The following is a 24,233-nucleotide window of genomic DNA, read 5'->3' as shown; positions in this document are numbered from 1 at the left end:
CGCGCCGCTAACCGCGGTCGGCGGTCGCCTCCATCTCCAGCACCCGCAACGAGATTTTCATCAGCGAGTCGGGATTGAGGGAGATGGAATCGATCCCCTCGCGTACCAGAAAAGCGGCGAATTCCGGATAATCGCTTGGCGCCTGGCCGCAGATGCCGCTGTGCCGGCCGTTGCGGCGCGCTCCGGCCACCGTCTCGGCGATCAGCCGCATCACTCCCGGGTCCCGCTCGTCGAAGACGTGCGCCACCAGGACCGAGTCGCGGTCGACGCCGAGGGTGAGCTGGGTCAGGTCGTTGGAGCCGATGGAAAAGCCGTCGAAGAGTTGCGAGAATTCGTCGATCATGATCACGTTGTTGGGGATCTCGCACATCACGTAGACTTCGAGCCCCTCCTCGCCCCGGACGAGGCCGTTGGCCGCCATCTCGGCGAGGACCTTTTCCGCCTCCTCGACCCGCCGGCAGAAGGGGATCATCGGAATGACGTTGCCGAGCCCCATCTCCCGCCGGACCCGCAAAAGCGCCCGGCACTCCAGGGCGAACCCTTCCCGGTAGCGCTCGTCGTAATAGCGGGAGGCGCCGCGGAAGCCGATCATCGGGTTTTCCTCCCGCGGCTCGAAATCCCGGCCGCCGAGAAGCATGGCGTATTCGTTGGTCTTGAAGTCGCTCATCCGGACGATCACCGGCTTGGGGAAGAAGGCGGCGGCGATGGTGCCGATCCCCTCGGCCAGTTTCGCGACGAAGAAGGAGGGCTTGTCGGGGGAGCCGGCGGTGAGGAGGTCGATCTCCCGCCGGGCCCCTTCGTCGGCCACCCGTTCCGGGTGGACCAGCGCCATCGGGTGAATCTTGATGTGATTGGTGATGATGAACTCCATCCGGGCCAGGCCGACGCCGTCGTTGGGGATGCGGCAGAGCGAGAAGGCCTCTTCCGGGTTGCCGAGGTTCATCATGATCTTCGTCCGTGGGCGTTTCATCCCGGCCAGGTCGAGCCGGTCGACCCGGAAGGGGAGGATGCCGTCGTAAATCTTGCCGATTTCCCCCTCGGCGCAGCAGACGGTCACCGGCCGGCCGGTGGCGAGCCGTTCGGTGCCGTTGACGGTACCGACCACCGAAGGGATGCCGAGTTCGCGGCTGACAATGGCGGCGTGGCAGGTCCGCCCGCCGCGGTTGGTGACGACGGCGGCGGCGGTTTTCATCACCGGCTCCCAGTCGGGGGTGGTGGTGTCGGCCACCAGCACCTCGCCGGGGCGGAACTCGTTCAGATGCTGAACGTCGGTGATTACCCGGGCCGGGCCGGCGGCGATCTTTTCGCCGACCCCGGTGCCGCTGCAGAGCACCTCGCCTTTCCGTTCCAGGACGAAGGTTTCCAGGGTGTCGAGCCGCTTCTGGGACTGGACCGTTTCCGGGCGGGCCTGGACGATGAACAGTTCGCCGCTCTGGCCGTCCTTCGCCCATTCGATGTCCATCGGCATCTCGTGGCCGGCCCGCCGTGAGTAGTGCTCCTCGATCAACAGGGCGGCCCGGGCCAGCGCCAGGACCTCGTCGTCGCTGATGCAGAAGCGCCGCCGCTCGGCCTTGGGGACTTCCACGTTGCGGGTCAGGACCTTGGAGGTGCCGCTGCCGTAAATCATCCGGATCTTCTTGGCGCCGAGGGTCCGGCGGACGATTGGCCGGAATCCCTGGCGGAGAGTCGGCTTTAAGACGGTGAACTCGTCCGGGTTGACCGCCCCCTGGACCACGTTTTCGCCGAGGCCGTAGGCGCCGGTGACCAGGATCGTCTCCCGGAAGCCGGTCTCGGTGTCGAGGGTGAAGATGACGCCGCTCGCCGCCAGGTCCGAGCGGACCATCTTCATGATGCCGATCGAGAGCCCGACCTTGAAATGGTCGAATCCCTGGTCGATCCGGTAGGAGATGGCCCGGTCGGTGAAGAGCGAAGCGAAGCAGCGGCGGCAGGCGTCCAGCAGCTGAACGGTCCCGCGGATGTTGAGGTAGGTTTCCTGTTGACCGGCAAATGAGGCGGTGGGGAGGTCTTCGGCGGTGGCGCTGCTCCGGACCGCCACATCGCAGTCGTCGCCGTATTCGGCGCAGAGCTGCCGGTAGGCGGCGACGATCTCCGCCGCCAGGTCGTCCGGCAGCGGGGCGCCGTAGATCAGTTCCCGGAGCCGGCGGCCGCGGGCGGCGAGGTCGGTGACGTCCTCCTTGGCAAAGTCGGCCAGCAGCCGTTTCATCTCGGGGAGGATGCCCGCCGACCGGACCAGATGCCAGTATGCGGCAGCGGTGACGGCGAAGCCGTTGGGGATTTTTACCCCGAGCGGCCGGAGTTCCCGATACATTTCGCCGAGCGAGGCGTTTTTCCCGCCGACCAGCGGGACATCGTCGATGGTGGTGTCGGCAAACCAGCGGACATAGGCCATGGTTGCCCCCTTTCGATTCAGGGTGCGGTCGGTGTCCTGGCGGCTGTTTCCGAATGGGCACCGCTAATAGAGTACCGCAATCCGGAGGGACTGCAAACCGGCGGCGAGAAGGCCGTGGGGAGCGTCAGAAACGGCGGATGACGAACTGGCCGGAGGCGAGCTTGCGCTGGAGCCAGAGGCCGAGGAACTGCTTGATGATCCGCCGGGTCGGCGGGGTGAGGAAGAAAAGACCGAGGAAATCGGTGAAGAAGCCGGGGGTGAGGAGGAGAATGCCGCCGGCCAGGACCAGGGCGCCATCGAGCAGCTCGCCGGCGGGAATCCGGCCCTGGGCGAGTTCGGTCTGGATGCGGCCGAGGATGGCGAACCCCTGGGCGCGGACGAGCCAGGCGCCGGCCATGCTGATGGCCAGGATCAGCGCTACCGTCGGCAGGGCACCGATCAGCCGGCCGACCCTGATCAGCAGGTACAGTTCAACGACCGGGATGATAGTGAAGAGTAGAAAGAGTCTGAGCAGCATGATTGATGTGGCGGGCAGCCGGTCAGTTTCCCGCCAGGCAACGGCGGCGGGAGATTTGTGGTTTCGACCGGTGGGCGCCTCCGGCATCGCCCATCAGCTGACCGCTGGCGGTGAGGTAGCCATAGGCGAGGCAGAGCAGATCCCCCACTCCCCCCATGGTCAGGTTCATCCGGACGTATTCGTCGTTCAGTACCGTCAGCAGGCCGATTACATCCCCCTGGCCGGTGATGGCCCGTTCGAGGGACTGGCCGTCCCGGCGGAGCCGGGCCAGTCCCATGGTCCCGCCGCGATGGAGGGTAGTCGTATCCTCCACGGTCTGCATCAGCCGGGCGAGCATGAAAAAGGAGGCGGTGGTGAAACAGCCGAACCGGCCGATCCCTTCGAGATAGGCGGGGACGGCGCAGTCGAAGAGCGCCGGCAGGCCGGCCAGGGCCTCCTGGACGATGCCGCCGGTTCTGAAGCGGCGGCGGGCGGTGCGGCCGTTGGTCTCTTCTTCGCCGCGGATGGCGAAATATTCTTCGGCCAGCCGGGCAACGGTTTGCCGCAGCCGCTCCTGGTTATTGGCGCCGGCATGCCAGCGGGCGATCAGCAGCAGGCCGCTCAGGAAGATGTATCCTTTGAGGGTGTTGGTACCGCACTCCTCCAGCATCACCTGCTCGGCGCGCCGGCCGACCACCGCTTGGCAGAGGAGCCGTTCGCCGTCGCTGAGGGAACGGATCAGCTCCGCCAGGTAGTCGTCGATGATCTCGAGGGAATGCTCCATTTTTGCCAGGGTGAGGTCAGGGTGGGCGCCGGCGTCCGCCATATCGACGAGCCCCGGTTTCGGCGTGAGGTAGAGCCCCAGGGCCGCTCCCTTGACCAGGGACTGGGCAAACAGTTCAATCTCGAACAACTGCGCGGAGTTCATTCCCGTTCCCCTTAACCGCAATGATGACTGGGCCGCCAGCCGAAAGGCGACGCCATTCTAGCACAAGTCGTGCACAAATACCAGGTTTATTAAAAAAAACACATAATCCGCGAGGTATTCGCGCTTGACGATCGATCAACGCCAACGAGGAAATTTTATCATAATATGGTTGCTCGGTTGTGTCTATTTTGTATACAAAATACCGAGCCGGTGGGGAAGCTTCGGTGATCAGTCGGCGACGGTGTTGCCGCCGGCCACCTTGGCCCGGGAGAGGGCCGCCCGGGCGGCGGCGGTCAAATCCCGGCTTCCCATCCCCGGTTGGACGTCGGCGACGCCGATAGAGATGGAAAGGGCGGGGAGCATCTTGCCGTCCCGGATGTTGATGACCGTGTTCGCCACCCGTTGCCGCAGGCGCTCGGCAATGGTCAACGCCGTGGTCCGGTTGGCCTCGGGGAGCAGAATGGCAAAGATGTCGCCACCGTAACGGGCGACGAGTTCGGTGGGGCGGAGGTAATTGCGCAGAGCCTTCGCCATTTCGTGGAGGGCGTGGTCTCCCCCCAGGCGTCCGTGGTGTTCGTTGAACTCCCGGAAGCGGTCGATGTCGACGATTACCAGCGACAGCGGCTTGCCGCTGGCCAGGGAGCGGGCAACCTGGCGGTCGAGAATCCCTTCCAGCCAGCGCCGGGTCTGGAAGCCGGTCAGCGGGTCGACGATTCCCTGCTCGTGGATCGCGTATTCGTCGACGGTGCCGGAAAAGCTTTCCCGGGGGGCGTCGGCACGGCGGCGGAGCAGGATGCCGAGCAGGTTGCAGGCGGCGGCATGGGAGGCCTGGGCCAGCGACCAGATCAGGTCCTCTTCCATGGTCATGATCCGGCACGGCTCGGCGGCGACCAGGATGCAGGGGACACCCGGCTCGCCGGTAACGAAGGTTTCGCCGACGATCTCCCCCCGCTCGATGTAGAGCGGCGGTTCGTCGTCGCGCATCTTGGCGTCGTAATAGAGGGCGAGGCGGCCGGCGATCAGCACGCAGAGGCTGCGGTCGGCGGCTTCGGCCGGTTCGTAACGGTCTCCCGGCCGGAGGTCCTGGACGGTGCAATGCTCCAGAATCCCCTCGATACATTCGAAGGGGACGAAGCGGAACAGCGGGATCGATTCCAGGTCGGCGGCGGTGTAGCGGGGGGCACGTCGCGGCATGGCGCTCCTTTTCGGCGGCAGTGGCGGCGGTGGATCAATAGCCCCGGACGATCACGTCGAGGTGGCCGTCGTTGGGGCAGAAAATGAGGCCGTGGACCGGCACGTCACGGGGGATCAGCGGATGCTCGCGGATAATCGAGACCACCCGGGCCACGTTCTCCTCCGGGCAGGAAAAGGCGCCGAACCACTGGGCCAGGTCGGGGACGACGGTGTCGATGGTTTGGGGGTCGACCCCTCGCTCGATCATCCGCTGCTTCAGCTCGACGATGTCGACCGAGGCCATCCCGCAGTCCAGGTGGCCGATGACAAAGATCTCCTCGACGCCGAGGCTGTAGATGGCCGCCACTAGGCTGCGAACCACGCCGCCGTTGGGGTCGATGATCGTGTTGCCGGCATTCTTGATCACCTTGGCGTCTCCCCGCTTGATACCCATCGCCGGTTCGAGAAAGTCGACCAGCCGGGTGTCCATGCAGGTGAAGATGGCGAACTGCTTCTTCGGATTCTTCGGCAGGGGAGGGAACGCTCCCGGCCGGACAAAGGTGCTGTTTGCTTCGAGAATCGTGTCGAGCAGGGTCATAAGAGCTCCTTGCGGGGGTAGGCGAGCCATATATACAGGGGGGCGCGCGGTCGTGTCAATGCTTTTGTCGCGGTGAAACAGCCGGTTGCCGGCTTCCGGCGACCGGGCCGTGGCCGATTGACAAACGGTTCGAGTGAGCTAGAGTTAATGCAGTTTGGCGCGAGGTTCCACTTTTAGTGACAAAGGAGGCAAAAAAGGTGATGAAAAAAACCCTGATTCTCGGCTGCGTGCTGCTGGCCGTGGCCATGGCTGTCCCGTGTCTGGCAGAAATCCTCCCTGGTTCGTTTTCGCTCAGTCCGTACATAGGGGGGTACACCTATGACGGCGAGCAGCACCTGAAAACCAGGCCGACCTACGGGATCCGCGGCGGCTACAATTTTACCAAGAACTGGGCGCTCGAAGGGGTGTTCGGTGGTACGCTCACCGAACAGACCCGCGATGCCAAAGCGGACGCCACCGCTTACACCTACCGTCTCGAAGGGCTCTACCATTTTCTTCCCGACAGCCGGCTGGTGCCGTTCGTTGCCGCGGGGATCGGCCTTACCTCCTTCGACTACAGCGCCGATGCCGGGCAGAAGGATCGGACCGACGGGATACTCGATTATGGCGCCGGCCTCAAATACTTTATCACCGATAGCCTTGCCCTGCGCGGCGATGTCCGGCACATTTTCGACACCCATGCCTCCTACAACAACCTGGAGTACACCGTTGGCCTCAGCTTCGCCTTCGGCGGGACGAAACCGGTCGCCAAGGAGGTGCCGCCGCCGGCTCCCGCCCCGGCACCGGCTCCTGCCGTCGAACCGGCGCCGGCTCCCGAGCCGCCTCCCGCTCCGGCTGCCGAGGAGCCGCGTCCCGGCCTAATGAAATACTGCATCGACCTGAACATCGAGTTCGATATCGACAAGGCGGCTATCCGGCCGGAGTATCATGACCAGCTCAAGCGGGTCGGCGACTTCATGAAAAAATACCCGACCACCACCGCGGTCATCGAGGGGAACACCGACAACGTCGGCGGTTACGAGTACAACATGAAGCTCTCCCAGCGGCGGGCCGAATCGGTGGTCAACTACCTGGTGGAAAACTTCGGCATCGAGCGGTCACGGCTTTCCGCCAAAGGGTACGGCTACACCCGGCCGATCGCCGACAACGCCACCGAGGAAGGGAAGCAGCGTAACCGCCGGACCAGCGCGGTCATCGATTGCGTTCTGGAAAGCCCGAAATTCATTGCCGACCTACCGGACCGGCTCTGCGTATCGCTGAACATCCAGTTCGACACCGATCAGGCGGTTATTAAGCCGGAATATCACAACGAGATTGCCAAGGTCGGCGACTTCATGAACAGGTTCCCGACCACCACGGCGGTGATCGAGGGGCATACGGACAACGTCGGCGGCTCTAAGTACAATATGGAGCTCTCCCAGCGGCGGGCCGAAGCGGTGGTCAACTACCTGGTCGACAAGTTCGGCATCGACCGGTCGCGGCTCTCGGCCAAGGGGTATGGCGATACCCGGCCGATCGGCTACAACACCGATCCGGCCGGCCGGGCAATGAACCGGCGGATCGACGCGATCATCGACTGCGCGATCAAGAAGAAAACCGAGTAGCGACCAGCTCTCGCGTTTTCACCCTCGCTTCACCCCCTATCCAGGGGGAGGGAGGATTGGGTGGGAACGGTTGGATGATTACCTGCCGTTCTCTCCCCCTCCCTTGATGGGAGGGGGCAGGGGGGAGGGCGCAACGCCCTGCCTGAACTCCACTACGCCTTCTCTCGCGGGGAGGCTTACCACACAAGAGCCGCATCCTTGCAGATGCGGCTCTTGTTTTGCCCCCGGCTCACTTCTTCACGTCGATGCCGTAGCTCTTCATCTTCCGGTAGAGGTTGCTCCGCTCCAGCTCGATGGCCTCGGCAGTCCGGCTGATATTCCAGTTGAACTCCTCCAGCTTCTGCATGATGAATTCCTTTTCGAACTCTTCCCGCGCTTCGCGGAGCGAGTTGCTTTCCGGTCCGCCGAGGCGGAACGGCGCTTCGTCGCGGTGGGCCGGGCCGCCGACGATCGATTCCGGGATCTGGGCCGGGGTGATGACCTTGCCGGGGGTCATGATCACCAGCCGTTCGACGATGTTGCGCAGTTCCCGGACGTTGCCGGGCCAGTCGTACCCCTTGAGCAGTTCGACCGCCTCCGGCAGCATCGTTTTCCGCTCCTGCCCCTCGCGTTTGGCGAAAATCTGCAGAAAGTGCTCGACGAGGGGCGGGATATCCTCCTTCCGTTCCCGGAGCGGCGGCACCTGGAAGGGGACCACGTTCAGCCGGTAGAAGAGGTCTTCGCGGAAGGTGCCGTTTTTGATCTCCTCTTCGAGGATCTTGTTGGTGGCGGCGATGATCCGGACGTCCACCTCGACGGTCCGGGTGCCGCCGACCCGCTCGAACTTCCGCTCCTGGATGATCCGCAGCACCTTGGCCTGGGTCTTCAGCGACATGTCGCCGATTTCGTCGAGAAAGATCGTCCCGCCGTCCGCCAGGTCGAATTTCCCCTTCTTCTGGGCGATGGCGCCGGTGAAGGCCCCTTTTTCGTGGCCGAACAGCTCGCTCTCGATCAGCTCTTCGGGGATCGCCGCGCAGTTGATCTCGATGAACGGCCCCTCGCGGCGCAGCCCCTGGTGGTGAATGGCCCGGGCCACCAGCTCCTTGCCGGTACCGTTCTCGCCGCTGATCAGCACCGAGGCGTTGCTCGGCGCTACCCGGGCGATCTGCTCCTGGAGCCGGCGCATTACCGCTGTCGTGCCGATCATCTCGTGCCCCTTGAACGACAGGGTACGGAGCGAATCGTTCTCCGCCCGGAGCCGGCCGACGTCGAGGCCGTTCCGGACGGTGACCAGCACCTTTTCCAGGGAGAGCGGCTTTTCGATGAAGTCGTAGGCGCCGATCTTGGTCGACCGCACCGCCGTTTCGATGGTGCCGTGACCGGACATCATCACCACCGTCAGGCCCGGGTGCTGTTCTTTCAATCGCTGCAGCGTCTCCAGGCCGTCGAGCCGCGGCATCCAGATGTCGAGCAGCACCAGGTCGGGGAGCTCTTTCTGCAGCGATTCCAGGGCGTCTACGCCGTCCCGGGCGAAGACCGTCCGGTACCCTTCGTCTTCGAGGATCCCCGCCAGGGCGGTTCTGATGCTCTCTTCGTCGTCTACTACCAGGATTGTTTCATTCATTGCCTACCTCGTCGGTTAACGTTCGGAGTGAAGCCGGAAGAGCCGCCGCTCAGGCGACCGGCAGTTCGATGATGAATTTCGTCCCCCGGGGATCGTTGTCCTTGACCCGGATATAGCCGTGGTGATCGGTGATGACGCTGTTGACGATCGCCAGGCCGAGGCCGGTCCCCGATTTCTTGGTCGAGAAATACGGCTCGAAGAGCCGCGGTTTGTCTTCGGCGGCGATGCCGTGGCCGGTATCGGCCACCACCACCGTCGCCATTTTCAGCACCGGGTTGTAGCGGGTTTCGAGATCGATCCGCCCCTGGCCGTCGATGGCCGCGACCGCGTTGTCCAACAGGTTGATGAAGACCCGCTTGATCTGGTCGCGGTCCAGCTGGAGGAGCGGCAGCGCCGGGTCGGCCCGGAAGGAGAAGGCAATGGCCCGGTGTCCTTCGCGGAACAGGGTCGCCGCCTCGCGGATGATTTCGTTCAGGTCGTTCGGCGACGGGGTGGCGGCTGGCATCCGGGCGAAATTGGAGAACTCGTCCACCAGCGCCTTCAGCTCGTCCACCGATTTGACGATCATCGCCGTGCAGTCGTCGAACACCGTATCCTCGTCGCCGAAACGGGGAAGGTAGCGCTTGCGGAGCCTTTGGGCGGAGAGCTGGATCGGGGTGAGCGGGTTCTTGATCTCGTGGGCGATCCGCCGCGCCACCTCGCGCCAGGCCGCCATCCGCTGGGCCTTGATCAGCTTGGTCAGATCGTCGAAGACTACGACCGTCCCCATGAAGTCGCCGGTCTCGTCGCGGAGGACCGTCAGGTTGAACAGTACCGTTGCCTTGCTGTCGCTGAGCGGGACGGTGATCTGCCGGCTGATGGTGTCCTGCTTGGCCAGCACCATGTCGCGGAGCAGTCCCTTGATGATGTCGAGCTGGGCCGGCTTGAGGACGTCGCGGAAGTTGCGGCCGATCACCTGGGCGGTGTCGATGCTCAACAGCCGTTCCGCCGACTTGTTGACGGTGGTGAGGATTCCCGTCTTGTCGACGGAGATGACCCCGGCGGTGACGTTGGCGAGGACGATCTCCATGTAGCGGCGCCGCTGCTCCAGTTCCTGGTTGCTGGCGGTCAGCTCCCGGTTGGCGCTCTTCAGGGCTGTCTGGTTGGCGCGCAGGTCTTCGGTCATCTTGTTGAAAGAGGCGACCAGCATGCCGATCTCGTCGTCGGTCCGCCGCCCCAGGTGGACCTCCAGGTTGCCCTCGGCCACCTGGCGGGTCGCCTCGGCCAGCTCCTTGATCGGGGTGGTCAGGGTGTTGGCCAGGTAGAGGCCGAGCCAGACCGCCAGGAAGATGATCACCATCGTCATCAGGAAGAGGGCGAGGATGTAGCCGGCGCGGATCGGGCTCTTGAGGATCTTCAGCTGGCGGAACTCCTGGTAGGAGCCGGTGATCTCCTTCATCTTGGCCACCAGCGAGTAGGGGACGTAGTAGTTGACTACCACCACCCCGACTACCTCGTCCGCCTTCCAGGTCGAATAGACCGGCACGATGCCGCGGATCAGGTCGGCCTTGCCGGCGGTGTTCACCCGGGTCAGCTCCTTCCCCGAGATGCCGGCCTTGATATCTTCCGACGATGGATGGGTGAACTCGCCGAGGGGGATTTCCGGGTTGGCGGCCCGCATCAGCTCCTCGTTCTGGGCCGAGTAGACCTCGACGATCCCCAGATTGTACTCTTTCTGCTTCTGGCGGATCACCTCCTTCATCTGCGGCAGGTTCTGCTCGTTGAGGAGCTTCTGCTCGCGGATGATGGCGCTGATCTGCCGGCCGTAATAGAGCGCGTTGGTGGCCGAGTTCTTGTAGTAGGTCTGGGCCACCTCCAGGGATTCGGCGAGGGAGGTTTCGATCTGGGTGTTGAACCAGTTGCGGATACTCTGGTTGACGTAGGTTGCCGAGACGAAGAAAAGCAGCAGCGTCGGGACGATCGACAGGCCGACGAAGGTGATGACCAGCTTGGTGCGCAGGTTGGCGCCGACCGCCTTGCCGCGCCGTTCCATGAGCAGCTTGGCCACGTTGCGGAAGACCAGGTAGATGAGGAGGATGATCAGCAGGATGATGATGTTGATGATGCCGAAGATCAGGATGTTGTTGACCGTCGGCACGCTGGTGCTGAGCTGGGTCAGGTGCATCTCCGTCCTGGTCAGGACGATGATCAGGATCAGCGACAGGGCGATGATCACCGCTTCGCGTTTTCTTTTCTTCAACTCCGAGGGAGAGATGGAAGGTCCCGGCTCCTGGTTCGTCTCCATGGGCGTCCTTTAGTGCTTGTCCGCAGGGGGCAGGCGCTTGGTGTGGCAAATATGCAACAGTGCCACTCTATACAAAAGTGCGCCCGATTTCAACGGAATCGATGAGCGGAGGGGTGCCCCAGGCGGGAAAACGGCCGGCGGAGCCTACGGCGTGGCGGTGGTCCGCAGGTCGCCGCCGACGGCCTGGTAGAGGGTCAGCTGGTTGTTGAGCTGGTTGAGGCGGTTTTCGGCCAGGGACGTCTCGGCGGTGCGGCGCCGCTCCTGCTCGTCCAGCCAGGCCTGGACGCCGGTCGCTCCCGCCCGGTAACGGGCCTCGGCCAGCTGTTCGGCCTGCCGGGCGGCGGTCAGCGCCTCCTGCCGCCGGCCGTGCTCTTCCGCGTAACGGCGGCGGGCCGACAGGGCGTTCTCGACCTCCTGCAGCGCCTTGTAGAGGGTCTGGCGGAAGGTGGCCACCGCTTCTTCGTAGCGGGTTTCGGAGATGCCGACGGTCAGCCGGGTGGTGTTCCACTGGATAAACGGCAGCACCAGCCCCACGCCAAGGGTGGAGATCGGGTCCCGCAGCACCCGTTCCAGGGAGGTGCTGCTCCCCCCCAGCGAGCCGGTGAGGGTGAACGACGGGTAAAAGCTGGCTTTGGTGGCGTCGACGTTGGCCAGATACTCGCGCAGCCGCATTTCGGCGGCCCGGAGGTCGGGTCGGCGCCCCAGCAGGTCGGCCGGCAGGCCGGCCGCCACCGCCGGCAGCGGCCCGTCCGGCAGCTGCTGCCGCTCGGGGACGGCGCTTTCCGGCGGCTGGTCGAAAATGATCGCCAACGCGTGGCGTGCCTCGGTCCGCTGCTGCTGCAGCTGGATCAGGCTCGCCTGCTGGCTGGCGACCTCCTGGCGGGCCTGGGCCAGCTCGATGCCGGAGACTGCGCCGGCCCGGTATTTCGCCTCCACCAGCGCCAGGGTTCGTCCGGCGTAGGCGACACTCGCCTGGGCAGTGGCGATCCGCTCGTTGAGGAACGCGACCTGCCAGTAGGCCGAGGCGGTGGTGCCGATCAGGGCCAGGGCCGCATTCTGCCGGTCGACCTCGGTGGCCTCCGCCTCCCACTGGTCGGCGTCGCGGGCCCGGGCGAGCTTGCCCCAGAGGTCCAGCTCGTAGCTGAGGGAGCCGGTGGCGCTGTGGAGCTGGGAGCTCTTCCCCTGGTTAAGGTCGGTGGTGAGGGTGCTCGTCCCGCTGACGCTGACCGTCGGCGTCAGGTTGGTATCGGTCAGGCGGGCCTGGAGCCGGGCGCGCCGCACCCTGATTGCCGCTGCGGCGAGGTCGTTGTTGGTCCGGAGCGCCCGGTCGATCAACTCGTCCAAGAGCGGGTCGTTGAAATTTTTCCACCATTGCTCCCGGTTGGCGACGGCGGTGCCGGTCACCGTCTCTTGCTGCCAGGCGGCGGGCAGCTGCAGCGCCGGGCGGGTGTAGGTGCTGTGCGGCAGCAGGCCGCAGCCGGCGGCGAGCCCGGCGGCGACAAGGAGCGTGGCGGTGCGGCGCCAATGACGAAACGATTCGAGCATGGTGGTAATCCTGTAGTTCATCGTTCCCCGATCATTCCCTGGCCAGCGCTTCGATCGGGTCGAGCCGGGCGGCGTTGCGGGCCGGCAGGAAGCCGAAGAGGATGCCGATCATCGTCGAGCAGAGAAAGGCGGCGGCAATCGACGCCAGGGAAAATTTCATGGCGATGGCGGTGACGAACAGCGGGAAGATCAGCCCGACGCCGAAGGAGAGCAGGATGCCGATCAGCCCGCCGATCAGGCAGACCAGCACCGCCTCGATCAAAAACTGCTGCAGGATGTCGCTCTGCCGGGCGCCGACCGCCATCCGGATGCCGATCTCGTGGGTCCGTTCGGTGACCGAGACCAGCATGATATTCATCACCCCGATCCCGCCGACTACCAGGGAGATCACCGCGATGGCCGAGATCAGCAGGGTCAGGGTGGCGGTGGTCTTCTTCACCGTCTTCAGGATGCTGTCGCTGCTGCTGGTGTAGAAATCCTTGCTGCCGTGGCGCATGGTGAGCAGCTTGATGATCCCCTGCTCAGCGGCCTGGTTGGGGAGTCCCTCCCGGACCCGGACGGTGATCGAGTTGAAATACTGTTGGCCGAGCAGCCGGCCCATGGCGGCGGTGTAGGGGACCCAGACGTTGAGGTTCTGGTTGTTGCCGAACGGGCTCTCCTTCTCCTTGGTCACCCCGATCACCTGGCAGGGGAGGGTGCCGAGGAAGATCACCCGGCCGAGCGGGTTTTCGCCGTTGGGAAACAGCTTTGTGGCGGTGTTGGTGTCGATGACCACCACCTGTGCCTGCCGCTGGATGTCGCTCTGGCGGAAGGCGGTTCCCTGGGCCAGCTCCAGGCCGCGGACCCGGAAGTACTCTTCGCCGACTCCGCCGACCGAGGCGTTGGCCTTGATGTTCCGGTAGCGGAGCAGGACGCTGCCGTTGACCCCCGGCGTCACGCTGTCGACGTAGACCTGGGACTTCAGCGCCTCCAGGTCGGCCGGTTTGAGGGTGTGGATGCTGGCGGCCTTTTCGTCCCCCCAGTCGCTGCCGGGGAAGATGTCGATGATGTTGGTCCCCATCGAGCTGATGTCGCTGATCACCTTCTGCCGGGCCCCCTGGCCGAGCGCCACCACCGAGACCACCGAGGTGATGCCGATGATGATCCCGAGCATGGTCAGCAGGGTGCGCATCCGGTGCGAAGCCATGGCGACCAGGGCCATCTTGAACGCCTCGGCGAACCGCCCCCAGACCCCGCGGAGCGCGCGGCCGGCGCCACGGCCGGCCCCGGCGGCGCCCTGGCCGGCGCCCTGGCCGGCGAACGGCACCGCGCTCCCCCCGCCGGCGCCGGCGCGGCGGGGATTGGCGTGGTCGCGGATGATCTCGCCGTCGCTGATTTCGATGATCCGCTCGGCGTGGTCGGCCACCTGCGGGTCGTGGGTGACCAGGATGATGGTATGGCCGCGGCCGTGCAGCTCGTGGAGGATTCCCATCAGCTCCTGGCCGCTTTTGCTGTCCAGCGCCCCCGTCGGTTCGTCGGCCAGGATCACCTCGCCGCCGTTCATCAGTGCCCGGGCGATGCTGACCCGCTGCTGCTGCCCGCCGGAGAGCTGTCCCGGCCGATGGCTGCGGCGGTCGGCCAGGCCGAGCCGGTCGAGCAGTTCCGCCGCCCGCGCCCGGCGCCGGGCCTTCTCCACCCCGGCATAGATGGCGGGGATCTCGGTATTCTGCGTCGCATCGAGGTGGGGGAGCAGGTGGTAACGCTGGAAAATGAAGCCGAAATGCTCCCGGCGCAGCTCGGCCCGCTCGTCGCCGTCGAGGCTGCCGGTCTCCCGGCCGTCGATCAGGTAACGTCCTTCACTCGGCCGGTCGAGGCAGCCGAGGATGTTCATCAGGGTCGATTTTCCCGAGCCGGAGGCGCCGACGATGGCGACCATCTCCCCGGCGCCGATGGTCAGGTCGATCCCCTTCAGCACCGGGATATCTTCGTCCCCGGCCCGGAAGCGGCGCCACACCTGCTGCAGTTCGAGTAACGGTTTGCCCATATCTGTCCGTTCCGTGTCGTCCTTAGCCGCGTGGTGGCGGCCCGCCGGGGGTCCGCTGGCCGGCCGGCAGCTGGGACGAGTCGCCGACGATGACCTGCTCCCCGGCGCGGAGCCCGTCCAGCACCTGTGCCTGGACGTTGTTGTTGATGCCGATCCGGACGGTGCGCGCTTCGGGGTGGCCGTCGCGGAGCACCGTCACTGGGTAGCGGCCGTCCTTCCCCTTGTTGCCGAGGGCGGCGGCGGGGATGCAGAGCACCTGCCGGGCCTCGCTGAGGACGATCGACACCTGGGCGGTCATCGAGACGCGCAGCTGTCGGTGCGGGTTGGGGACGTCGAACAGACCATTGTAATAGATTGCCGTGCTGCTGGTCGAGGAACTGCTGCTGGAGCTGCTGGAGCTGGTCGAGTCGGGTGCCGGCTCGATGGCCCGCAGGCGGCCGTAATGGCGGGTGTCGCTGTCGCCGAGAATGGTGAAATAGGCGGTCTGGCCCGGCCGGACTCGGGTGATGTCCGCTTCGGAGATCTGCGCCTTGACGGTGATCGTGTCGAGATCGGCCAGCTTGAGGATGGTCGGGGCGGTCTGGGCCGAGTTGACGGTCTGTCCTTCCTCGGTAACGATAGTGATTACCACCCCGTCCATCGGGGCGGCGATCCGGGTGTAGCCGAGATTGGCCTGGGCGGTGTCCACGGCGATCCGGGCCTTGTTGATCTGGGCGTCGAGTGCGGCGATATCGGCCCGGGTACTCTCCAACTGCGCCTGGGCGCTTTCGAGGTCGGCGCGGGCGGCGGCATCCACGGCGGCCAGCTGGCTCTGCCGTTTGTAGGCCAGGTCGTACTGGTGCAAAAGCGCCTGTTTGGCTCGTTTCTGAGCCCGCACGTCGTCGAGCGCTGCCGCGGCGTCCCGCAGGGCATTCTGCTGCAGTACCGGGTCGATCTCCGCCAACAGCTGCCCCTTTTTGACCTGATCGCCGAGGGCGACGTAGAGCTTTTTCAGCTGGCCGGAAACCTGGGCGCCGACTTCGACCGTCTTCAGTGCCGTGAGGGTGCCGCTCGCCAGCACCTTGTCCTCGATGTCCGCTTTCGCGACGGTGGCGGTGATGTAGGCGGGGGTCTCTTTGGTGAAGAAGAGCCGCTTGAGCAGCAGCCCCGTGCCGGACAGCACCAGGACGGCCGCCAGGACGATGGCGATGTTCCTGCGGGTAGTTTTGGTCATTACCTCGATCCGTTGGGTGATCTTGCCGCGCCAGGCGGCGCGCCGGGCCGGCGGCGAAACCGCCGGCAGTCGTTTGCAGCATAGCCGCCGATTGTGGCCGAACTATGCATGAAATGAGGAAAATTGAGCAGGGAGCCGCCGGCGGGATATTACGGTTGCCGCGTGGCCAGCCCGGCCAGTAGGGCCGTCTCAAAGGCACGGACCACGGTCAGATCCTGGTCGGTCAGTACCACCGCTTCGCGCAGCTGCTGGCGAAGTCTGGCGCGGCGGGCCGGGGCGTCGGCCAGGGCTGCCGCCGTGGCCACGTACTCCTCCGGCGTGGCGGCGATGGTCTCGATGATCCCGCAGCGGCGTAACAATCCTGCCGCCAGTCGTTGCCGCATGGCGGGTCCTTCGCAGGTGACGATCGGCAGGCCGCAATGGGCCGCCTGCCATGCGGTGGTGTACCCCGAAAATGCCGGCAGATCAAGATAAATATCCATCCGCTCCATGAGTCCCCAGAACTGGTCCCGCGGCAGCCACTCGACGATGTGCAGGCAACGGGCCGGGTCGAGGCCGGCGGCGGTGAAGGCGGCGGCGAGTCGCTCCCTGACCAGCTCGGTTGCCCAGGGAAAGCCCGGGTCTCGCGAGAGCCAGAAGTGGCACTCCGTCGCCGCGGCCCGGGCGATCCGGGGATAGAGCCCGTCGAAGGCCGGATCGTACTTGATTGCCTGCTGGCAGAGCAGGAAATTGACGACCCCCTCCCCCGGGGGGCGGTCGAATATCGCCGCCGCCGGCGCTGTCGCGGTGAACGGCGGCGGCAGGGTGCAGGCGCCGGTGCCGGAGAGGCGGACCAGCCGTTCCCGGTAATCGCCGTCGGCATCGGCCCGCTCCAGGAGCTCGCCGGAAAAGAACAGGTCGATGGTCGGGAGCCCGGTGGTGATCGGATGCCCCCAGCCGACGGCCTGGAGGGAACTCTGGCGGCGTTGATTCAAGCGTTGCAAAGAAGTGGTGCATTGACTATCCGACATGAACATCCCCCCTCCCTTGATGGGAGGGGGCGAGGGGGAGGGAGTTGTCGAGTAGTCAGGTTTTGCTTTTGTAACCGTGCTAAGTCGTGATGCTGAGCAGTGAATTCGCCGTGGCACCCGTGGTCGTGGCATAGCTCGACAGGTTCTGGATCAGGCTGCTCAACTGGGCGATCTGGTCCTGAAGGGAGGCGGTCGTGCCGGTGGATGACTGGTCCTGGGCCGACGCGTCCATTTGCCGTGGTGGCGGCGGGCCCTGCGGACCTTTGAAGCCGTTCTTCTCCATGGCCGACTTCAGTTCGTCGGCGCTCAGCGAGCCGTCGCCGTTGGTGTCGTAACTGGCAAAGGCGTCGTCGCTGACATCGAGGGTCTGGCCGGTCTTCTGCTCGATGTCGCTGGCCAGGCTTTGCAGCTCGTCCTGGGAAACGCCGCCGCTGCCGTCGCTGTCGACCTTGTTGAAAAAGTCCGGCGGCGGTTGCGGGGTGCCGCCGGTTACGCTGCTGGCGGCATCGGTCTGATCGCTCTGCTCCTGCAGTTTTGCCAGCAGGGTTTGCAGTTTCTCCAGCAGGGCCGACAGGGAGCTGTCGGTCGAGCTGGTACTGCCGGCCGCATTGCTGTCGTAGGCGTCGAGCGCCAGCTGTTGGGTCGAGGTGCTGCTGTCGGCGGTTTCCTGGCTGCCGAGCGGGGGGCCGAAGCCGCTGTTGTCGAGGACCGACTTCAGTTCGTCGGCGCTCAGCGAACCGTCGCCGTCGGTGTCGTAGCTGGCAAAAGAGGAGTCGCTCACCTCCAGGGTCTTGCCGGTCTTTTCCTTGAGCTTGTCGGCCATGGTCTGCAGTTCCGCCTGGGAAATGCCGCCGCTGCCGTCGGTGTCGACCCGGTTAAAGAAATCTTTCGGGTCGGGGCGAAGAAGACTACTCATGCTGCTGCTAATGCCGTTTACCATCTTCTCTCTCCTTTTATGATTGATGTTTCCTGGAGTCAGTATAGTGCTGATGGTGTCAACAAGCAAAATACATACAGCCCAGTGTTGAGAAACGGTAACTTTTGCAAAGTATTGTAAAGCAATGATATTAATAAAAATACCTGGCTAATAATTCAGGCATTTTTTACAGCATAAACAGTATTAGCGCATTACAAGCGTCTGCTATATAAATACAAGCATCGTATAAATCAGAATACTATTTGTAGAATATGTAAAAAACAGTAACAAATATTAGTTGCGTCAATTATTACTATTTGTTGTGTCAAAATAATAACGTGCTGTCATGATGTCGACTGTAACAGTATGTCAGCATCGGCAGTACGTTGGCCGTAGCAGATTCAGTCAGCCCGTTGCCGGCCAGCTCAGCAGCGTCCGCTGCCGAGCTGGTCGATCGCTGTCGCCAGCGTGTAGATGTATCCTTCGTTGCGAATGGTCTTGATCCGATCGAACCCCTCGGCGGAAATCCCCAGCTTTTTGCGGAGCTTGCTGACATGGACGTCGATGCTCCGGTCGCAGGGGGAGAGGGCGCGGCCGAGGACCTCCCGGATCAGCTTCTCCCGCGAAACCAGTTCCCCGGCATTCGCTACCAGTTGGCGGAGCAGGTTGAATTCGACCGAGGTCAGTTCGACGATCTCGCCGCCGCGGAGTACCATCCGCGTCCCCAGGTTTATCTCCAGGTCGCCGACCTTCAGCTTCCGCGGCGCCGGCGATGCCGCCGCCCTGACGCGCTGTGGCCTGATCCGCCGCAATACCACCCGCAGCCGGGCCAGCAGTTCCCGGGGATTGCACGGTTTGGCCAGGTAGTCGTCGGCACCCATCTCCAGGCCGACGATCTTGTCGATGTCGTCGCCGCGGGCCGTCACAATTACCACCGGAATTGTCGTTCTGCTGCAGAGCTGGTTCAGCACCTCGAAGCCGTTCAGGTCCGGCAGCTGGATGTCCAGCAGTACCAGGTCGTACTGACCGGCCGTCGCCCGCTCGATCCCCGTGCTTCCCCGCTCGACCGTATCGACGCAAAATCCCTCCCGGGTCAGGTACTGGCTCAACTCTTCCGTCGCCTTCCCGTCGTTGTCGATCATGAGCAATCGTTCCATAGCGGTCTCCCGTCTCTGCGGTGTCGTTTGCGAAACAATAGTAATTCATTTCTTAACCAAACAATGTGGAAAGAATATGGAAAGAAGGAGAACGGCATCTTTCTTTACAAAACTTAATCTGCCGTTAAGGAAACTCCACGCGATGGCGGTGCTAACTGGCCGATAAGAATAGTGCTCCGGCAACCGAATCGGTCCTCGCCGGGGCCAATCCGATCCGGTCAAGGAGGTTTACCATGGTAGACGCAATCGGCAGCAGCAGTCTGAGCGCGGCGTCGCTCAAACAGCTCCAGGATGAAATGTTCAACAAGCTCGACGCGAACGGCGACGGCTCGATCAGCAAGGACGAGCTGAGCGCGGCGGTCCAGGGGAGCGGCGACACGCAGGGGCCCTCGGTCGACGAGGTTTTCAGCGCCTTCGATACCGACAACGACGGCGCCATCAGCAAACTCGAATCCGATGCCGGGCTGGCTAAAATCGCCCAGCAGCTGCAGGAGAGCGCCACGAACCAGGATCAGAGCGGTCTCACGGCCGGCGGTCAGGCCGGCGGCAAAGGGGGCGCGCCGGCCGGGGGGGGCGGGGCGGCCGCCGCCAGTGACGCCAGTTCCTCCTCCGACAGCAGCACGGTCTACGACAAGCGGGACACCAATAAGGACGGGGTGGTTTCGCCGGAGGAAGAGCTGGCGTACGAGATGAAACATCCCGAAGAGGCGGCGAAAAACGCCACCGCGTCTGCTGCTCCGGCTGACGGACAGACGGAGAACCAGCCGGCCGCCAGCGGCGCCGCTGCGCCGGCAGCGTCGATCAATGTCACCGTCTGAGCGGCGGCCGCTTTCCCCGGGCATTTCCCGGCCGGCCCGGCACGCGCCGCGCCGGCCGGGACCGGTCGGTACCCGTCGCCGCTAGTCGGCATCCGGTTCCGGCGGGCCGCCGAACCCGGCCTCGTCCGGTGGCGGGCCGAAGCGATCAGGCCCACAGTCCGGCGGGGGCGGTTGGCAATGGCGTCTTTCCCGGGCACCCGGCGGGGGCGGCGGCCGGTGCCCGCCCCGCGGCGGGCCGAGTTCTTCGAACTGCTCGCGCTGGTCCGGCGTCAGCAGGGCATAGAACTCGTGCCGGGACCGGAGGTGATTCACCAGCTGTTCCGTCATCAGCTGCCCCTGTTTGGCCGCCAGCTCCCGCACTGCCTTTTCGTCGAACTTCGCCGTCTCGCCCGCCTCGCGCAATTGCTTGCCGACGGCCCGCAGCTCCTGCCGGAGCGCCTTGTCCTTTTTCCGTTCCGCCTGGAAGATCGCTTTCGCTTTGGCCTGCTGCTCTTCGGTCAGCTTCAGTGTCCGGGCCAAGCGGGCCGCTTTCCGGTCACCCTGTTCCGCTCCCGGGCCGGGTTCCGTCGGTGCCGGGCCGAAGCCGTCCCGGTCGGGACCGGGCGGCCGGTCCCCATCGGCGCGGGCAATGGCGCCGCCGCAGACCGTCAGCGCCAGGAGTGCTGCAATAACAATCCGTCGTTTCATGGTGCTCTCCTTCCTTGGTTGGCCGTTTCCGCCGGCGCTTGCGGCGGAAGCCGGCTGCGCGGGGTTACTTGCCGGCCTCGCCGCTTCCCGGTGGCGGGCCGTTGCCGGGCGGTGGCCCGTCGGGGACGGCGGCCAGCTGGCCGTCGAGCTGTTTGCAGGTCGCCTTGATCGTGTCGCCGCGCGGGGTGGTGATCTCCACCGTCGCCCCCTCGCTCTGTCCCTTGCAGGCCGCGAACGCCTCCGGGGGGGGAGTCCGCCGGCCGCCGCGCTCCCGGCCATCGTCGCCCGCCCGACCGGTAACCGGTGCCAGCATGGCGACCGCTACCAGGAGGGTCGTTACACTCCAGCCGCTGCTCTTCATCCGCTGCTCCTTTCTCCCCGTTCAGGGGACCGGCAGTATTGGTTGATTTCAGTGATAACGGGCGAATGTGCTCAAAATGTGGAAGAAATGAGGAAATACGGCGGCGGGGCGTCTTGGTGGTGGTTGTCCGCCGGCACTCTGTGGTATCTATTTCAGAGGACAACGGCTTGAACCGCGACGAGGTGCGGCAATGAAGATCGGCATTACCTACCGGCTGTTTCTGGCGATCCTGGCGGCGGCGGGGCTGACGGTGCTCTCGATGCTCCTGATCATGCGCTGGAGCATCGACCGGGGCTTTCTCCGCTACGTCAACAGTCTGGACCAGAGCCGGCTGACCCGGCTGGCCGAGCGGCTCGAAGAGGGGTACGCCCGACAGGGGAGCTGGGCCTACCTGCAGGGGCAGCCGGCGACCTGGCGCCAGCTGGTTGCCACCACCATGCCCGACGAATGGCCGCGCTTCCCGGAGCGGCCACCGCATCCGGGGGAGGGACCGCCGCCGGGCGAGGGGGGGCGACCGCCGGGGCCACCGCCGCCGGGGCGCGACTTTGCGTTGCGGGTCATTCTTCTCGATGCGGCCAGGAAACCGCTGGTCATGGCGGGCGGCAGCAGCGAGGGGGCGGAATTGAAACCCCTCCACCAGGGAGCGCGGGTGGTCGGCTACCTGGGGCTCCTGCCGCTGAAGCATCTCTCCGACGAGCACCAGCTCCGTTTCATGAAAGAGCAGCGGCTCGCCCTTTCCCTGGGGGGAGCGATGCTGGTGCTGGTGGCGATGGGGCTGTCGTTGCCGCTGGCCAGCCGGCTGGTGCGGCCGATCAGGGCGCTGGCCACCGCCACCGACCGGCTGGCAGCCGGTCAATACGCCATCCGGGTTCCGGTGACCTCCACCGACGAGCTCGGCCAGCTGGCCCGGGACTTCAATGCCCTGGCGCTCTCCCTGGAGAAGAACGAGCAGGCCCGCCGCCAGTGGGTTGCCGACATCTCCCACGAACTGCGGACGCCGCTGGCGATCCTCCGCGGCGAGATCGAAGCGCTCGTCGACGGGGTCCGGCAGCCGACGCCGGCGTCGTTCCAGTCGCTCCACGGCGAGGTGCTGCGGCTGGGCCGGCTGGTGGACGACCTCTACCAGCTCTCCCTCTCCGACGTCGGCGCCCTGACCTACCGCAAGGAAGAGCTGGACCTGGCCAAGTTGCTGATCGGCGTCCTCGCCCCCTACCGGGCGGAATTCGCCGCCAAGCAGCTCCGTCTCGACGCTCACCTGTCGTTCACCTCCCGGTTCACCGTCTTCGGCGATCCGGAACGGCTGCACCAGCTGTTCGCCAACCTGTTGGACAACGGGCTGAAATATACCGATCAGGGGGGGGAACTGGTGGTCCGGCTCAGTTGCCGCGACGCGGCGGCGATCGTCGATATCGAGGATTCGGCCCCCGGCGTGCCGTCGAGCGAGCTCGGCAAGCTGTTCGACCGGCTCTACCGGGTGGAGGCCTCACGCAGCCGTGCCGGGGGCGGCGCCGGCCTCGGCCTGGCGATCTGCCGGAACATCGCCGAGGCCCATGACGGGACCATCACGGCGCAGCCGTCGCCGCTCGGCGGGCTGTGGATCAGGGTTACGCTGCCGCTGATCGGGAGGTGCTGATGAATGGGAAGATCCTGATTGTCGAAGACGAAGAGAAGCTGGCGACGCTGTTGGCCGACTATCTGCGCCAGGTCGGTTTCGAGCCGCACTGGCTGGCGAACGGCAGCGAGGTGGTCTCCTGGGTGCGGGACGAGCTGCCGGTGCTGATCCTGCTCGACCTGATGCTGCCGGGGCGCGACGGCCTGGAGCTTTGCCGGGAGCTGCGGACTTTCTCCTCCGTGCCGATCGTCATGGTCACCGCCCGGATCGAAGAGATCGACCGGCTGCTCGGCCTCGAACTGGGGGCCGACGATTACATCTGCAAACCGTTCAGCCCCCGGGAGGTGGTCGCCCGGGTCAAGGCGGTCCTTCGCCGGAGCGGCGGCGGGGAGACCCTCCAGGGCGCCGGGATCGTCCTCGACGAATCCCGCTACCGGGCCACCCTCCACGGCCACGACCTGGAGCTGACCGCCGTCGAGTTCAAGCTGCTCCAGATGCTGGTCGCCCACCCGGGGCGGATCTTCGGCCGCCAGCAGTTGATGGACCGGATCTACGCCGACCAGCGGATCGTCTGCGACCGGACCATCGACAGCCACATCAAGAAGCTCCGCAAGAAGATCGCCGGCGTCGATCCGGCCAACGAACTGATCCATTCGGTCTACGGCGTCGGCTACAAGTTCGAAGAAGTGGAGTCCTGCTAATTTCCTTCGCCTCCCGCTGCCGCGCCGCGATGTCGATCTTGGCCATCGGCGGGGCCTTTCCCGGCGCCGGGTTATTTGTCACCCTTGTCGAGATCGATTTCGGCCATTGGTTCGTAGACCGGCAGATCCGGCTCATAGAGCGGATGCTTTTCGCCCGCCACGGCGTTCTTGATTATCTTCCTCACGTAGTCGGCATCTTGTCTGGGCAGCGGTTTGAAGCAGAGTTTCACCCGGTGGACCTGTGACGTTCTGATGTCGGCGCCGACATCCACCACGATAAACCTGGCTTTTGCTTCACCGGTCGTGTCGAGGGTGAAGGCAACCTCCAGCTCCACGTTCTGTAATTCGAGGAATGCCGTATCGTGCGGCGCCTGCGCCGCGATGAGTTCCTTTTTTACGTCGGCGATGAATTCCTTTAAGCTGATTCCACCTTTCATGGCACTCTCCCCGAGACGGGCCGGGCTCCCGAAAGAGCGGCAAGCGGAAGGGGCCGGCCCGTCTACTTTCTGAGATAGAGGTAGGCATTAACCTCGGCCGACTTGTTCGTGGTGTTGTAAAAGTAGATGCGGTACTGGGCAAAACCGATGCTTTGATTGCTTTCACAGCTGAAATATTCGGAATCGCCGCTCTTTACGCTGCAGGTGGTTTCGATCGGGAACTGGAGCTGTTTTACTTCCTTCAGCGCCCTGAGGATCGGTTTCTCGTCCGGGAGCAGGATGATGCCGATCATCCCCGATGAAAAGGCGTCGCTTTTCATTTCGCCCTGCACGTGGATCGCCACGGAGGTGTAGCCGTCAGTCTCGACTTTACCGGCGTGGAACAGTTCACTGAGCTCGTTGCGTCGTGACGGGAGCAGCAAGATTCCTTCCTGTTTGACGGCCTTGGCTGTGCCTTCGAGCGAAACGGCGCCGTTGACCCGTTGGGTATCGGGGAAATTGTTGACCCGTACCTCCGTCGGCTCGGCGGAGCATATGCCCGGCGGAAGCACCAGTGCCGCCAGGCAGACAGTGACAGTACAAAAAAGCGCCTTGATCGATGTTCCCCCCATTGGGTTCCTCCTGTTTCATTAAATGTCTGCGCCCGCCTGCTGCCGG

21 protein-coding genes are annotated in these 24,233 nt (G+C 64.7%); 4 read left to right on the top strand and 17 right to left on the bottom strand.

The window, feature by feature from the left end:
- Positions 1-7: 7 nt before the first annotated feature.
- From ppsA to QMN23_RS14890, 5 genes are all read right to left on the bottom strand, one after another.
- Positions 8-2,410 carry a phosphoenolpyruvate synthase gene (ppsA, locus tag QMN23_RS14910; protein WP_282000124.1) on the bottom strand — a complete coding sequence of 801 codons (2,403 nt, stop codon included), beginning with the start codon at positions 2,408-2,410 and terminating at the stop codon, positions 8-10.
- A 124-nt stretch (positions 2,411-2,534) separates the two neighbouring features.
- The gene (locus QMN23_RS14905) at positions 2,535-2,927 is read right to left on the bottom strand and encodes an FxsA family protein (protein ID WP_282000123.1); all 393 of its coding nucleotides are present in this window, start codon (positions 2,925-2,927) and stop codon (positions 2,535-2,537) included.
- Between the two features lie 22 nt (positions 2,928-2,949).
- On the bottom strand, positions 2,950-3,834 hold the full coding sequence (locus QMN23_RS14900) for a triphosphoribosyl-dephospho-CoA synthase (RefSeq protein ID WP_282000122.1): 885 nt from the start codon (positions 3,832-3,834) through the stop codon (positions 2,950-2,952).
- Positions 3,835-4,062: 228 nt separating this feature from the next.
- The gene (locus QMN23_RS14895; protein ID WP_282000121.1) at positions 4,063-5,028 is read right to left on the bottom strand and encodes a diguanylate cyclase; all 966 of its coding nucleotides are present in this window, start codon (positions 5,026-5,028) and stop codon (positions 4,063-4,065) included.
- Between the two features lie 34 nt (positions 5,029-5,062).
- A complete protein-coding gene (locus QMN23_RS14890) occupies positions 5,063-5,605 on the bottom strand; it encodes a beta-class carbonic anhydrase (RefSeq protein ID WP_282000120.1) in 543 nt (180 codons plus the stop codon).
- Positions 5,606-5,805: 200 nt separating this feature from the next.
- Here QMN23_RS14890 and QMN23_RS14885 point away from each other — a divergent pair, with 200 nt between their 5' ends.
- Positions 5,806-7,209, top strand: coding sequence for an OmpA family protein (locus QMN23_RS14885; RefSeq protein ID WP_282000119.1), 1,404 nt, complete (start codon positions 5,806-5,808; stop codon positions 7,207-7,209).
- Between the two features lie 229 nt (positions 7,210-7,438).
- Here QMN23_RS14885 and QMN23_RS14880 read toward each other — a convergent pair whose 3' ends face one another.
- From QMN23_RS14880 to QMN23_RS14845, 8 genes are all read right to left on the bottom strand, one after another.
- Positions 7,439-8,812, bottom strand: a complete 1,374-nt coding sequence (locus tag QMN23_RS14880) for a sigma-54-dependent transcriptional regulator (RefSeq protein WP_282000118.1) — start codon at positions 8,810-8,812, stop codon at positions 7,439-7,441.
- 49 nt (positions 8,813-8,861) lie between these two features.
- Complete coding sequence (locus tag QMN23_RS14875) at positions 8,862-11,096, bottom strand: sensor histidine kinase (protein ID WP_282000117.1); 2,235 nt, start codon at positions 11,094-11,096, stop codon at positions 8,862-8,864.
- Between the two features lie 144 nt (positions 11,097-11,240).
- Positions 11,241-12,662 carry an efflux transporter outer membrane subunit gene (locus QMN23_RS14870; RefSeq protein WP_282000116.1) on the bottom strand — a complete coding sequence of 474 codons (1,422 nt, stop codon included), beginning with the start codon at positions 12,660-12,662 and terminating at the stop codon, positions 11,241-11,243.
- Positions 12,663-12,672: 10 nt separating this feature from the next.
- The gene (locus tag QMN23_RS14865; RefSeq protein ID WP_282000115.1) at positions 12,673-14,664 is read right to left on the bottom strand and encodes a MacB family efflux pump subunit; all 1,992 of its coding nucleotides are present in this window, start codon (positions 14,662-14,664) and stop codon (positions 12,673-12,675) included.
- A 22-nt stretch (positions 14,665-14,686) separates the two neighbouring features.
- Entirely contained in the window at positions 14,687-15,877 is a 1,191-nt protein-coding gene (macA, locus tag QMN23_RS14860; protein WP_282000114.1) for a macrolide transporter subunit MacA, read from the bottom strand.
- A gap of 149 nt (positions 15,878-16,026) precedes the next feature.
- Complete coding sequence (locus tag QMN23_RS14855) at positions 16,027-16,887, bottom strand: hypothetical protein (protein ID WP_282000113.1); 861 nt, start codon at positions 16,885-16,887, stop codon at positions 16,027-16,029.
- Between the two features lie 79 nt (positions 16,888-16,966).
- Entirely contained in the window at positions 16,967-17,827 is an 861-nt protein-coding gene (locus tag QMN23_RS14850) for an EF-hand domain-containing protein (protein ID WP_282000112.1), read from the bottom strand.
- A gap of 401 nt (positions 17,828-18,228) precedes the next feature.
- Complete coding sequence (locus QMN23_RS14845; protein WP_282000111.1) at positions 18,229-18,960, bottom strand: response regulator transcription factor; 732 nt, start codon at positions 18,958-18,960, stop codon at positions 18,229-18,231.
- A 233-nt stretch (positions 18,961-19,193) separates the two neighbouring features.
- Between QMN23_RS14845 and QMN23_RS14840 the strand changes: the two genes are divergently transcribed.
- Positions 19,194-19,778 (top strand): EF-hand domain-containing protein, encoded by a 585-nt coding sequence (locus QMN23_RS14840; protein WP_282000110.1) that lies wholly within the window; start codon positions 19,194-19,196, stop codon positions 19,776-19,778.
- An 81-nt stretch (positions 19,779-19,859) separates the two neighbouring features.
- On the opposite strand, the gene QMN23_RS14835 is transcribed toward QMN23_RS14840, so the two are convergent.
- Both QMN23_RS14835 and QMN23_RS14830 read right to left on the bottom strand, forming a co-directional pair.
- Positions 19,860-20,465, bottom strand: a complete 606-nt coding sequence (locus QMN23_RS14835; RefSeq protein WP_282000109.1) for a Spy/CpxP family protein refolding chaperone — start codon at positions 20,463-20,465, stop codon at positions 19,860-19,862.
- Between the two features lie 64 nt (positions 20,466-20,529).
- Entirely contained in the window at positions 20,530-20,826 is a 297-nt protein-coding gene (locus QMN23_RS14830; RefSeq protein WP_282000108.1) for a hypothetical protein, read from the bottom strand.
- 190 nt (positions 20,827-21,016) lie between these two features.
- On the opposite strand from QMN23_RS14830, the gene QMN23_RS14825 reads away from it, so the two are divergent.
- Complete coding sequence (locus QMN23_RS14825) at positions 21,017-22,459, top strand: ATP-binding protein (protein ID WP_282000107.1); 1,443 nt, start codon at positions 21,017-21,019, stop codon at positions 22,457-22,459.
- A complete protein-coding gene (locus QMN23_RS14820; RefSeq protein WP_282000106.1) occupies positions 22,459-23,139 on the top strand; it encodes a response regulator in 681 nt (226 codons plus the stop codon). Before QMN23_RS14825 ends, QMN23_RS14820 begins: the two co-directional genes overlap by 1 nt.
- A 71-nt stretch (positions 23,140-23,210) precedes the next feature.
- Here QMN23_RS14820 and QMN23_RS14815 read toward each other — a convergent pair whose 3' ends face one another.
- Positions 23,211-23,576, bottom strand: coding sequence for a trypco2 family protein (locus tag QMN23_RS14815; RefSeq protein WP_282000105.1), 366 nt, complete (start codon positions 23,574-23,576; stop codon positions 23,211-23,213).
- 62 nt (positions 23,577-23,638) lie between these two features.
- On the bottom strand, positions 23,639-24,187 hold the full coding sequence (locus tag QMN23_RS14810) for a hypothetical protein (RefSeq protein ID WP_282000104.1): 549 nt from the start codon (positions 24,185-24,187) through the stop codon (positions 23,639-23,641).
- Positions 24,188-24,233 lie beyond the last annotated feature (46 nt).

Source organism: Geotalea uraniireducens (assembly GCF_027943965.1).
GTDB classification, from domain to species: Bacteria; Desulfobacterota; Desulfuromonadia; order Geobacterales; family Geobacteraceae; genus Geobacter; species Geobacter uraniireducens.
The sequence above is the reverse complement of the archived record's forward strand: the minus strand, read 5'-3'. Positions and strand labels throughout refer to the sequence as shown.